The sequence below is a fragment of the Ktedonobacter sp. SOSP1-52 genome (assembly GCF_016587395.1).
The window spans coordinates 1292541-1305282 of the sequence record NZ_BNJH01000003.1 but is presented as its reverse complement, the minus strand read 5'-3'; the positions used below and the strand labels follow the sequence as shown (position 1 = coordinate 1305282).

Genomic DNA, 12742 nt, shown 5'->3' with positions numbered 1-12742 from the left:
GACTAGGGATGCTCGTAAGGCTATAATGGGATAAATAGCCGTGTGTTGAGGAAAGACGCCGATGGAAAACTATTTGCAAAACTATCCCGATATGCTAACCGCTAAAGAGGTAGCAGATATTATGAGGGTAGATATTAAGACTGTACGTAATTGGGTAAATTCTGGAGAACTGGCAAGCATCCCCATAGGCAAGAGGGAGTACAGAATAGCTAAGGTAGCATTATTAGACTTTATCGAGAAACGTCAAAGGGATAGAGGCAACTAGCCCATATTTTTATTTCCTGGTCTTATCAAGGGGTGTCTGCTCTAGGCACCTCTATTTTTTGCCCTCTACAGCCTTACATATCACATAGAGATTGCTATTTGTCTCTATAACACGATTTTAGGGGCCTTAAATTATAGGAGTGGTATAATCACCCTCCTGATGATAAAAAGGGCCTTTCTTGCGTAGAGGGGGTATCTAATAATGGTATATATGCATAATGAGATGCTATGTGATGAGGCATAAAAATACATACTGGTATCTTTAGCCAGGGGCTTATGAAACTGCTGGAGCCAAGTGCAGAAGACACGGCTTAAGATTCTTACATACCTTTGGTGAAAAGGTGTGCGCTTGTTTTGTCGAGAAAAAGGGAATGGGCAGCTCGACTTCTACCTTTCATCAGTTGTTCTCCGGATCCAACGCCGAGAGGCCCGCTGGGACACCACCATCACTACCCCTACAGCTATCAAGCAACCTACTCCTACCACATAGGCAGCGAGAACGGTAGGAATGATGAGCCAACGATCTGCAGGAGAAACGGAGACGATACATCCCACGTCGGCACTGCCTTCTTGGGGTACTGCTTGGCAGAATGGCCGCCCTATCAACAGGAACACCCCCCCTACTGTCAGAATATTGGCTCCCAGGAGGATACATGCCCAGACGGCTCTGGGTCTGTTCTGAGAAATGTTCAAAAGAGAGTTTATGAGAGATATGATATTGAATATCATCACAGGAGCATAGAAGAATATGGTGATGAACCAGGTGCCAATGTCATCAAGGTACAAATTTCCAGTACGATATGCATCTTGAATATTGTTCATCATGTTATCCAGGTTATCTCCCCAATAGGAGTAACCTAGCATATTAAAGAATATACTGCAGATATACAAACCGAGAAAAGCTAAAGAGACCATATTCGCTGACCCCATATTTCTGATGGCGAAGGGCCGCTGACAGGAGGAGAGGTTGTGCATGATGTTTCCTTTCCAAGTGGGAGCAAGGGACTCTTTCTCTATTTAACGCAGTCCCAGGCCAGTATGTCGCATGATTGGCATGATGAGACGTCTCCAAAACTGGATCGAAGCAGACAAGCATCGTTTCACCAAAGGTGTGTAAGAGGGAAAATGCGGCCTCACGACCTCATCACGCATTACAGGCTGTGTTATGGGCATGATAAAGCCCCCTGCTCATGATGTGAGAGAGGAGGCTATGCTAATGAGAGCAGGGGCTAGTAGAGGCTGTCTGTCTGTCCTACCTCTAGCTCGTCTAACACATAATGCTTAGCTGTAACCTCTATCGACTTATGGCCTAATGCTAGCTGTGCTTTGCGTATGTCTTTCTTGGCTAGCTGTGTAAAAATCAAGAGGGGAATCATGTGATTGTAGAATCCTGATCGAGACCAGCATACAGGCGTTGGAAGGCATGGCGTGCACGCGAAAGGCGACTGCGCACCGCTGCCAACGTATCTTGCATCATATCCGCTATCTCACTGTAGGAGAAGCCCTCAGCATCAAGCAGCAGGTAGAGCGCGGAATTGGATGGCAAACGCGCCAGGACGCGCCTGACCATATCCATTTCCACAACATTGTCCTCAAAACGAGGAGCCATGAGAGCCGCATCTTCAAGATTCCCCTCACCAGATTCTTCATCATAATCTACAGACGAAGCAAGCGAGACTACCGTTACATGCTTCTTACGCCGCCATTCACTCCGCAATTGATTGAGCGCAATGCGATACAACCAGGGAGCAAAGCGTAAATCGGCCCCACTCATACGTGGTAAAGCACGGTAAACCGCTAAAAACGTCTCCTGACAGAGATCCTGGGTTAATTGCTCATCGTGAGTCATGCCATAGAGCATCCGCCGAATCTTAGGCTCATAGTACATTACCAGAGTCTCAAAGGCTGGAATAGACCCCTGACACGCCTCCTCGACAAGTTGAGGCTCATTGAATACCGCGTTCATCGTCCCTCGCGCATCAGCGATGATGCTGTGCTCTAGGCCTCTACCTTCTACAATGCAAGTTGCCATATGTTTGTTTCGAATCAAGAATTATATTGACGCTTATTCATATATTGAGACCAATACCAAATTGCCCCTTCCCCACATCATTTCGTCCAGGGTCAAGCACCCTGTGAGTTATTATTCCTGACTTTTCACATTTTTACAGTGAACTACTTCACAATTTCGTGCCAATCGGCTCATTCGTTCAACCTGTCACACCTCCCCCTCTTTTCCTGCTTATTCGTTCTCCAATCGGTCGCGCGCATACTGAGCAACCTTCACATAGATGCGTTCAAACCAGTTGGTGAGATTCTCGCCCACGACGGTATAGGGAGCATCTCCCAGCTCGCGCAACATGGGGCTGGGACCTGGCAATTGAGCTGGACGGGGCGCGAAATCTTCAAGCTCCTCGCCCTCTTGCCAGAATGTATCAAGGCGTTCTTCTAGCGGCTGAAGTGGTGTGGCTTGCGCAGCCAGGAGAAAATCCTCAGCCTGAGAGAGTTCTTCCACCTGGCTGCGGCGCTGCTGTAACGCCTCCCCGACCGCTTTCTTGCTACGCCCGCGCAGGGTAAATAACATGAAGGGATCGCTATCAAACCGCTCTGCCAGTAAATAGTAGACCGCCGCGATATGCTTGCAGGGATTGGCCGGGTCTGGACAGGAACAACTTGTGCTCAGATCATCGCTTACTTCGGGGAAGAGCGAGATCCGCTCACGTACAAAAAGCGCCTCGATCTCCTGGGGCATCTCTCCTGAGAGCAGGCGCGCCGCCAGCAAGGCGTCTTGCGCCATGATGTCAAGAATATGCTCCCAATCCTGGTCACTGAGGGGAGAGAGATAAATCGCCACTTTATAGGGACGGGGAGAACTTCCCTGCACGCTTGCCATCACACAGCCCGCCTTTACTTCGAGCGCGAGCACCTGGCCCGAGCGGGCATAGCTGCGCCCACGGGCCAGGCGTGACCCTATTCCCAGGGCCTCTAGCGTCTCAAGCCAGCGTTTTGACCACCAGTGGGTCCCGATCTGCCCACGCTTGCTCCTCGCCTTAATGCCCTGCTCACTGCGTATAGGAGTGGTAGAGCGCCATCCGTAGCCAGAGTATCCTTCATCGTCGTCATCATAGCGGTATGGCCTGCTGCCATAAATTGATCTGCGCCTGGGCATCTTCTTACTCTACCTTCCTAAATGTTCTGAGAAGTCTCCACATCTTCGATTGCGGTGAAAACATCCGCACACCGCAAGGCGTTCTCAACCAGAGCTTCAGCTTGCATTGAGGCCATCGCCCACCCTACTAACGAACACTTCTCGTTTGTACTTAGGCGTAAAGGCTCTTTTGGCTTTTTTCATCTTGTCCCTCTTTCATGGCAAGTATACACGCATTCCATATCTCCATGAAAGAGGGACAAGTTCAGATTCTCCAAGAGTAACGCTTCATGATAGCAGATCAAATGTCTTGCTCTCAACAGGGCATTTGACGCATCACTAAACTCCCCTCTTGGAGTATGCTTGGCATGTGAACGAATGCAGAGGCAACGTGTTCAGAAGAACAGCCTGATGAACAAGAAAGCTGGACATACTACCTGGCAAAGATGAGACCAGACGAGCGCGTAAGCGTGTTATCGACGTAACGACGGGATGTTGTCTTTATGTTATTCAGAAAGGATGAATACAATAGTCAGACACCCCCGACTGAAGTACGGGGGCTTGTGTCTGGATTCCACCGCAACTCAGCATACCTTTTGAGGCGTGCTGCTTTGGCTTCACTATCCGACACATCAAGGGCAACTGACAACTGCCCCGTGCTCATCCAATCTTGTCGGATGAGCAACGTTCGCATGGCAAGGTTTCTCGCACCCACCAGATCGGCATGCAGGGTGTGCTCACAGTTCTGACAGACAAACACCAGACCCTTGCCTAGCCGGTTCTTGGGACTGGTATGTCCACAGCGGGGACACGCCTGACTGGTATAGTTGGCGTCTACTTTGATGGCCATGCTCTTGTTGAGGCGGGCTTTGTAGGCAATCAGCGCGTGAAGCTCGGCAAAGGACCACTTGGAGTAGGCAGCATTGGCTTTGCGCTGCTTGTGACTGGCCTTCTTGCCTCGCTTGCGCTTCGTCCGCTCTCGGATATCTGCCAGCTGTTCCAATCCAATCAGACTGGAAGGATGAGCCTCAACAATCCTCTTGGAGACGACATGATTGGCATCTTGCTTCAACCGTCTCTCTCGCCCGCTCACCTGCAGGAGCCTGCGGGTAGCGGAACGAGTGCCTTTGTGCTGAAGACGCTTTCTCAGTCGCGCGTAATGATGAGACCTGGGAACCAGACGTTTCCCCGAATAGAAGCGAGGGCGTCCTGTGGTATCGGAAGTGACGGCAAGGTAGCGCATTCCCACGTCGACGCCCACCACCTGCTTATGGATTTCTGGAGTGGGATCGGCGGTTTCGATCTCGAACGAGACGAGCAAGTAAAACTGTTTCTTGGGCTTGTCATACCAGAGCTTGGCAGCCCCGATCTGGGCGTCATGGTGGATCAGGGAGACATGCTGGTCATAGCCGGTATAGGCAACGACGATTCGTCCGGCAAGGGTCAACACGCTCACCTGCTGCTCTTTCTTGAAGCTGTAATCTTTACGGTACTGGTAAGTCAGAGTGGGAGAGACATAGGTGGGAGCCTGATCCAACCCTTTGTAGCGTTTCCTGGTCCATCCTGCCTGTCGAGCCTGAGCGTTCTGCTTGACTTTCGTCCACAAGGACTTGTAGGTGGCCCCAACTTGACGAGGGACGGAACAGGCCATTTGCGAAGGGAGATGAAAACGGAGACGGATCTCATCATAGGTTCCCTCTTGCAAACGAACGGCATTGCTCATCTTGCCATGGGCGTAGGCATAGCGACTCACGTAATTGAGAGCATCGCGATAGGCAAGCTGAGTCGTGCGCAAGGCGTTGAACTGCGCCGGTGTCGTCTGGAGTTTGATTTTCGCTGTAAATACCGTTTTCATAGATGAAGTATAACAAACTATTCAACAGCATGTCAAAGGAGATGAATGAAATGAAAGATGCATGTGCTTTCCCCTCGCTTTCTCCCCAAAAGGAACGTGCCATTCCTCCCCCGCTTGAAAGACGGGGGCATCCTGGCACGGATGAGGTGAATACTATCTCAGGCGCTTCGGAGATTAGCAAGCCGAGACGCTCTGCTACATGGTTTGGGTACGCCGCATGTGCCTGGTCGTTGCTCTTCTCCCTCGCTCACTTCTATTGGGGGATCGAGGCCGCCACTACGGGAGTACTCACCGTCCCTAATGGCAATATACATCTGGAGAACGGCCCTGCTACTGGTAGTGGAGTCATCTTCGCCTGGGTCGTGACTGTTGGCATGCTGTGCATCCTGGGTGGGCTCATCGCGTTGTTTCGCATGCAAGGCGAGAGGATGTCCCACAGTATGCAACGCAGTGCAACCACAGTAGGAGTAGTGGCTATGACGGCCTATGTAGTCTACTGCTTTACCATAAATGGCTTTGCATGGATCATAGCTCCCGGTGCCCTCTGTGCGTTCGGGGCGGCAATCTCGCTATCACTGATCCAGCCCTGGGGGCGCTTCATTCCGCGCTGGCTGTTGCTTCTGCTTGCTTGGCTCGGTGGTGTGATTCTGATAGTTCATGAACTCTACGGCGGGATCCTACAGGGATTGGCAGTGTCAGGCATGATTAGCTGGCAACAGGAACACCTTATGATAGGTGCTCCTGCCACACAAGCTCCGCTCACAGTACAGCAGTTTATCAATCAAAACCTCATCTGGGGCTCGTGGTTTCTGCTCGGAGGCATCCTATTCTGTGCCCTCGCCTGGCTGGCACGCCACTCGCTCGACGAGCGCTAAAGTCTGGTGAGTGGGGAGACCGAAAAAAAGAAGATGCCATTTCATATTCTTGCCAGAACGCCACCGCATGACAGATCGGTAGTTCTGAGGTACCATTATTCGTGTGGAGTGCAGCATATCCATTCCAATAAGCATGGATGCATATCCTGACGAGCGTAGCCATCTGAATGACCTGCCTGGAGAGAGAAGATAACAGTGAAGTTCCCAACCTTTGTGCTGAAGCGGTTCCATCGCTTGCAATGGAAATTAACGATCTCGTATTTGATAACTTGTGTCATCGTCTTGTGTTTGCTTGAACTGCTCGTCACTCTGATAGGCGTTGGGGTGACTCTCTCTCAAGACAGAGAGACTCTTGAACACCACGCACAACTCCTCGCACGCATCGCGGGTCCAACATTTCCCACGACGAGAGTTGCCTACCAACAGCAGTTACAAGCGGCTTGGGAACTGCTCCAGGAAAGTAATCCTGCCTTTCAGGGCTATATAGCTGCCGTTGACACACAAGGACGCGTGATTGTAGCCGCCGGGGATCACGCCCCTGTTCCTGGATATGATCTGCGTTCAGCGTTACCAGCCAGCGTTCAGCAAGACGCCCGAGGATTGCTCTCCTCCCATGCTTCTCCATCCTCTCCTCAGAGCGCGTTGCTCCGCACCTCTTTTGAGCAGGGTGGGGAGTATGTCGTCGCTCCGCTACTGGAAGGAACAACCACTCAGGGTATATTGGTCGTCAGTGGGCACTATGTGCGCTTTTCCTGGGAGAATGTGCTTACTTTCCTCCTGTTCTTCGGGGTGAGTGCCGCCATCTTCTTTCTTGGCGCGGGAGTGATTGGCCTGGCGTTCGGTGCCGTCACAGCCCGCGGCCTGGTCCGCCGACTTCAGCAAATCGCGGCAGCCGTCGAAGGCTGGAGCCTGGGCGATTTCTCCACTTTTGTCAGCGATCCCTCTCGCGACGAAGTGGGACAGTTGGCACACCGCCTCAATCATATGGCTCAGCAATTGCAGCAGTTGCTCAGGATGCGTCAGGATCTGGCAACTGTAGAAGAGCGCAATCGCCTGGCTCGCGACCTGCACGATAGTGTCAAGCAACAGATTTTCGCGGTTTCTTTGCATGTAAGCACCACAAAGGCTCTAATGAGACATGATGAACAGGCCGCGCAGGCACATTTGCTCAAAGCAGAAGTTTTGGTCCGCCAGACCCAGCGCGAACTGATGACGCTCATTCGCGAATTGCGCCCCGTTGATCTGGAGGATAGAAGCCTGGCGCAAGCCCTACAGGAATATACCCATTCCTGGCAGGAACAGACGGGCATCCTTGTTGAGCTAAAGGTGGATGGAGACATAGCAACATCGCTGGAGGTTGAGAACGCCTTCTTTCGGATCGCGCAGGAAGGACTGGCAAACGTCGCACGCCATAGCCAGGCATCGCTCGTGAAGCTCCATCTGACCTGCGCTACGGTTGTGACACTCGCGATCAATGATAATGGCTGCGGTTTTAACGTACACAACAGAGAACAACGAGGCGTTGGCCTCTCCTCCATACGCGAGCGGGTCCAGGCCCTTGGTGGGCATCTCGACATCCAGAGTAACAAAGGGCAGGGCACAACTATTATCGTCTGGTGTCCACAAACAGAGAAAGATGCTTCCTAAGAGCAGGTGACTCTTTTCAGGAGAAAGACAACATGCCGGAAACAGAACTGATTACTATCCTTATCGCCGATGATCACGCCATTGTACGCGAAGGCATCCGCGCGTTTTTCGCTATTCAGCCTGACTGCAACGTAGTCGGTGAGGCCGAATCGGGAGAGGACGCGGTGCGTTTGGCTGCAGAACTGGTCCCCGATGTTATCCTTATGGACCTGATGATGCCTGGCATGGGTGGTGTGGAAGCTACGCGCCGCCTCAAACAGGTAAGTCCGCATTCTCAGATCATCGTGCTCACCTCTTTCCACGACGATGAGCATATCTTCCCAGCGCTGCGAGCCGGCGCGCTCTCCTATATCCTCAAAAGTATCCCTCCCGACGAGCTAGTGGAGGTCGCGCGCAAGGCAGTACGCGGTGAATCTGTGCTGCATCCCCGTGTGGCCGCGCGCGTGGTGCGCGAACTGCGTGGCACCAGAAGCGAGGCTCCCAATCCTTTTGTCGAACTGAGCGAGCGCGAGCTTGAAGTTCTGCGTCTGATCGCTGGCGGTCTCTCCAATACTGAGATTGCCGCGCGCCTCATCATCAGCGAGAAGACTGTCAAAGGGCACCTGAGTAATATTCTCTCGAAGCTCCATCTGATGGATCGCACGCAGGCCGCTGTCTTTGCCTGGCAACAAGGGCTCATCCATCGCGATTGACTGTGACGAGCACTACGCCAAATGTCTTGCTCTAAACAGGCCATCTGATGCATCACAAAATACCACTCCTGCTGTATGCTCTCTCTAGAACAAACACATGTGATCCTGGTCCGGCGCTCCGGCATTCTTCTGCTCACGCGGACAGTGTTTTTGTGGAAAAGGGCTCACCAGGATGGCATGAGATTTCAATTTACCCCTTCTGTCGATAGCGGGCAGAGACGAAAGGGTGCATTATGAAAACCGGACATAACAACATGTCGTTATCAAATCATTCTTCTTTGCCATCACGGCGGATCGTGTGGACAGGCTACGCTGCGTGTGCCTGGGCACTGCTGTTTGCCTTAGAACACGCCTACTGGGCCTTTGGAGGCACCTGGCTTCTGGCTTCTGGGTCAGCACAGGAACTCCAACGTCAGTTTGCCGAAAATCCTGCCTCGTATATTCTCAGTTGGACCGTAGATGTTATGGTGTTTGCTGTCCTGGCTCTGTTCCCTCTCGCCCTGATATGGGGAGGAAAGCGTATCAGCCAGAGCCGAATGCAGATTATAACCCTTATATACGCATATACAAGTCTGTTCTTCTTTGCGCTGACCGGTGTGATCAGGCACGATAGTATGTTGATAGTATTCAGCCTTGCTGTCAGCGCTCTCAGTGTTCCCATTGCTTTTATGCGACCTCGCAACCAGAATATTCCAAGCTGGTTGGTGACCTTTGCAACCTGGACCTTCGGTATTGGGATGATCCTCTACGGGTTTAGCTACTTTATTGCTGCTTTTCTCAATATCCATGCAGGCCACTTCTGGACATATATTACTGCTGGCGGATTAAATTGGACGATCGAGGGCATTCTATTCATAATGGTGGCCTGGCTGGCGAGCTGTAGCGGGCACGATGCCCAGACACGAGACGGCGAGCCAGCTAGCATAGTGGTTCAGAGACGCGAAGAAAGAGACAATCTGGGTGAAAGTAAGATAAACGATGGTAAAAGTAGTCGATAAACACCCACCCACTTTACATTCCTGGCTAGCACGCTGGCCACCCATTAGCTTCTGCCAGTTACCTACAATATACATCGGACAGATGACCAGCGAAGGACTGTTGTTCTTCGGCCCCGGCCTCTAAGCGCAGCAGGTGAGGTGAGCGACTTTTGCCAGGAATGCCTCAATGTTGAAGGGCTTGGCCAGGAAATCATCCGCTCCCGCTTGCCGTACTGTTTGCTCAGCACTAGGATGCGCCGAGAACATCAGGACGGGAATCATTCGAGTCTCCTGTTGGCTCTTCAGCCATCGCACAATATCGCGCCCATCTTTGCCTGAAAGCAAGACATCCAGGACAATAAGGTGGGGAAGTTCGCCGTTGTGCAGTTGCATGAGGAAGTCCCCTTTGTCTGTCGTCATCACCTCATAGCCCTCCTCTTCCAGGATGATGTGGAGGAACTCGAGAATATCCGGGTCATCATCCACGATGAGAATACGTTGCGTTGTATGCGGCATCGTTCTCTTCCTACCCTTCTCTCTTTGTTGGGTCTGCTGGCCCCGTATGCTCTTTTGGCTCCATCTGTGGCAACGCGACAAAAAAGGCGCTTCCAGCCCCTTTGCGGCTCTCTACCCATATGCGACCCTGATGACGCGAGACGATCTCCCGAGCCAGGTAGAGGCCAATACCCAGCCCTGGGTACGTTTTCTCTTCAGGGCCTACCTGATAGAAGCGCTCAAAGATGCGATCATGATGGCTCTGGTCAATACCAATGCCAAAATCCTGGACGCTTACGATGACCTGCTTCCCCTCGTGGAAACGATGGATGATGATGTGCCCAGCCTCTGGAGAATACTTGATGGCGTTGGTCAGCAGATTGATGAACACTTGCCCCAGACGATCTGGATCACCTATCACCTGTGCTCCTGTGTGTCCCTCGATACGTAGCTGATGGCTCGTGGTGGTCGCCTGCACATTGTCCACGATCTCATTGAGCAGCTCATCCAGCTCAAAAGCTTCGATACGCAATGCAAGCTTGCCAGCCTGCATCCTCGAGATATCGAGCAAGTCACTGATAAGCCTGGTAAGCTTATCGAGCTGGGCATCCATGCGTGCCAGGTAGGAGAGGCCTTGCTCGTCTCCCTGTTTTGTCAGGCGGCGCTGCAGGACGTGGGTAAATCCTTTCAAGCTGGTGACCGGCGTTTTGAGTTCATGGCTTGTCATACTGATAAACTCGTCTTTGCGATGCTCAACCCGCATTCGCTCGGTAATATCATGCAAAATGGAAATGACCATGGCCACAGCACCACTCTGTGTACGTACTGGACGGGAGATGATCTGCACCCAACGTTCAGTTCCTTGAACACTGAGTGTGGCCTGCGCTTCCTGTGCTCCGGCCAGAACTCGGCAGTGAGGAAGCGCCTCGGGAGACAACGTCTGCCCCTGCTCGTCAATGAGTGGGGAGGTGGTGAGCAGGATTTCGTCTGGCTGGTCTAGCAGCTCGTGGGCCGAGGGCACCCCGCTCATCTGGGCCGCGACCTCGTTGGCATAGAGGACGCGATTATCGGGTGTGTAGACAATAATGCCGTCCGCTACGCCCTGCAGAATAATGTCGAATTGGTCGCGGCTCTGTTGGACTTCTCGATAGAGCCGTGCATTCTCCAGGGCTAAACCGATGCGCCGTCCCACTTCTTCCGCCAGAGTGAGATCAAACGCGTTGTAGTGTCTACCCGATGTGGTGGTTATCAAAGAGAACACCCCCGTGACCTTCCCTCGTGCGACCAGGGGAACCAGCATCGCGGAGGTAGGACCAATCTGCCGTGCCAGCGCCAACTCCTCCTCGTTCCTCCTCGCCTCTACCAGCAGCTCATCAGTGATCTCTGGGTAGAGTTCTGCGTGTCCGCTGCGCAGCACCTGGGCTCCCCCTCGTGGCGCATCAGGATCGACGGGGAAGCGCTCGCGTAGGGTGCGTACCCTGCGCACCTGCTCGGGATCGATAGACGCGAACTCGGCCAGTTCTAGGTGTCCCGCCGCATTCACCAGCTCAATGGTACACCAATCTGCCAGGCGCGGGACCGCCAGGTGTGCCACCGCGGTCAGCGTTTCCTGGTAGTCAAGAGTGGAGGCCAATACCTGACTGAGTTGGGCAAGTATCTGCTCCTGGGCCTCGACGCGCTTGCGTTCAGTGATGTCATGGGCAATGTCAGAGGCTCCGATGAGCAGACCCCCATGGTCATAAATAGGAGAAACAACGACGGAGACCGACACACGCGTGCCATCTTTGCATTGCCTGACCGTTTCATAGAGCTCGACCCGTTCTCCCTGGCGAATACGCTCCATGATCGTAATAAATTCATCCTGACGATCAACCGGAAAAATAAGGGTGATTGGTTGGCCTACCACCTCCTGAGCGCTGTAGCCATAGAGGTGCTGCGCCGCTCGATTCCAACTGGTGATGATGCCCTCACTCGTTTTCCCAATGATGGGCGTATCTGCTGATTCCACCAGAGCAGCAAGATGGAGACGAGCACGTTCTGCCTGGCGGCGTTCGCTAATATCACGGGCAATTTTTGTCGCCCCAACAATGGTACCGTTCCGATCTTTGACGGGGGAAATACTCAAGGAAACTTCGATCCTGGTGCCATCTTTGCGCTGCCGAACGGTTTCAAAATGCTCAATGCGCTTGCCCTGACGCAATGTCGCAAGGATTTCCTTTTCTTCAGCGTGCAATTCCTCGGGAATGATGAGCAGAACCGATTGTCCAATCGCTTCCTGGGCCGTGTAGCCAAAGAGTGATACGGCTGCTGGGTTCCAGCTGGTAATGATACCTTCAAGTGTTTTACTAACGATGGCATCATCGGAAGAAGCAATGATGGCCTCGTAGATACCCAGTTCTTCCAGGGGTTGATGCAAATGCATAAGTATGGCTCTCCTGAGCTAGCTACTCCTACGGTCTCTGGCGAGTAGTAGATGGTGTATGGAAGACGGACGATCTTTGGAATGATGAGGCAAGATGGGCGTCTGAGGATGTGTTTGCATCACATATAGTAGGCCCTGTGCTACGTAAGCCGCTAACCCTTTAGGTTATTTACCGCCTCGATAATGAGAATTGTTTTAACAGGTCCTGTGTCCTCCTGGGAAGATGGGGTATCGGGTGCTTGCATTGACTCGTGGTCCTTTCTATCGCGATCGCCGTGAAGGGGCGTACTTCTTTCACGAATGGAACAGATTATTCGTTTCAGAGGTAGGCCCATAGATATTGTTGGCGAAAAGGAAAATCCCACTC

At 52.4% G+C, this 12742-nt stretch carries 10 protein-coding genes; 5 read left to right on the top strand and 5 right to left on the bottom strand.

Annotated elements, in window-relative coordinates; genetic code table 11:
* Nucleotides 1-61: 61 nt before the first annotated feature.
* Nucleotides 62-265 (top strand): helix-turn-helix domain-containing protein, encoded by a 204-nt coding sequence (locus tag JMJ16_RS30990; RefSeq protein ID WP_201387888.1) that lies wholly within the window; start codon nt 62-64, stop codon nt 263-265.
* Between the two features lie 1371 nt (nt 266-1636).
* On the opposite strand, the gene JMJ16_RS30985 is transcribed toward JMJ16_RS30990, so the two are convergent.
* The 3 genes from JMJ16_RS30985 to JMJ16_RS30975 form a co-directional block, all read right to left on the bottom strand.
* Nucleotides 1637-2296: an RNA polymerase sigma factor gene (locus JMJ16_RS30985; protein ID WP_201387886.1), complete on the bottom strand. Its 660-nt coding sequence runs from the start codon at nt 2294-2296 to the stop codon at nt 1637-1639.
* Nucleotides 2297-2506: 210 nt separating this feature from the next.
* Nucleotides 2507-3433 carry an SWIM zinc finger family protein gene (locus JMJ16_RS30980; protein ID WP_201387884.1) on the bottom strand — a complete coding sequence of 309 codons (927 nt, stop codon included), beginning with the start codon at nt 3431-3433 and terminating at the stop codon, nt 2507-2509.
* Nucleotides 3434-3944: 511 nt separating this feature from the next.
* Nucleotides 3945-5267: an RNA-guided endonuclease TnpB family protein gene (locus JMJ16_RS30975; RefSeq protein ID WP_201387882.1), complete on the bottom strand. Its 1323-nt coding sequence runs from the start codon at nt 5265-5267 to the stop codon at nt 3945-3947.
* A 50-nt stretch (nt 5268-5317) separates the two neighbouring features.
* On the opposite strand from JMJ16_RS30975, the gene JMJ16_RS30970 reads away from it, so the two are divergent.
* The 4 genes from JMJ16_RS30970 to JMJ16_RS30955 all read left to right on the top strand — a co-directional run bounded on the left by JMJ16_RS30970 (nt 5318) and on the right by JMJ16_RS30955 (nt 9479).
* Nucleotides 5318-6142 (top strand): DUF3995 domain-containing protein, encoded by an 825-nt coding sequence (locus JMJ16_RS30970; protein WP_201387880.1) that lies wholly within the window; start codon nt 5318-5320, stop codon nt 6140-6142.
* Between the two features lie 195 nt (nt 6143-6337).
* Nucleotides 6338-7789 carry a sensor histidine kinase gene (locus tag JMJ16_RS30965; RefSeq protein WP_236601747.1) on the top strand — a complete coding sequence of 484 codons (1452 nt, stop codon included), beginning with the start codon at nt 6338-6340 and terminating at the stop codon, nt 7787-7789.
* Between the two features lie 32 nt (nt 7790-7821).
* On the top strand, nt 7822-8481 hold the full coding sequence (locus JMJ16_RS30960) for a response regulator transcription factor (RefSeq protein ID WP_305068298.1): 660 nt from the start codon (nt 7822-7824) through the stop codon (nt 8479-8481).
* 233 nt (nt 8482-8714) lie between these two features.
* On the top strand, nt 8715-9479 hold the full coding sequence (locus JMJ16_RS30955; RefSeq protein ID WP_201387878.1) for a DUF3995 domain-containing protein: 765 nt from the start codon (nt 8715-8717) through the stop codon (nt 9477-9479).
* Between the two features lie 120 nt (nt 9480-9599).
* On the opposite strand, the gene JMJ16_RS30950 is transcribed toward JMJ16_RS30955, so the two are convergent.
* The gene (locus JMJ16_RS30950) at nt 9600-9974 is read right to left on the bottom strand and encodes a PleD family two-component system response regulator (protein WP_201387876.1); all 375 of its coding nucleotides are present in this window, start codon (nt 9972-9974) and stop codon (nt 9600-9602) included.
* A gap of 10 nt (nt 9975-9984) precedes the next feature.
* The gene (locus JMJ16_RS30945; RefSeq protein ID WP_201387874.1) at nt 9985-12375 is read right to left on the bottom strand and encodes a PAS domain S-box protein; all 2391 of its coding nucleotides are present in this window, start codon (nt 12373-12375) and stop codon (nt 9985-9987) included.
* Nucleotides 12376-12742 lie beyond the last annotated feature (367 nt).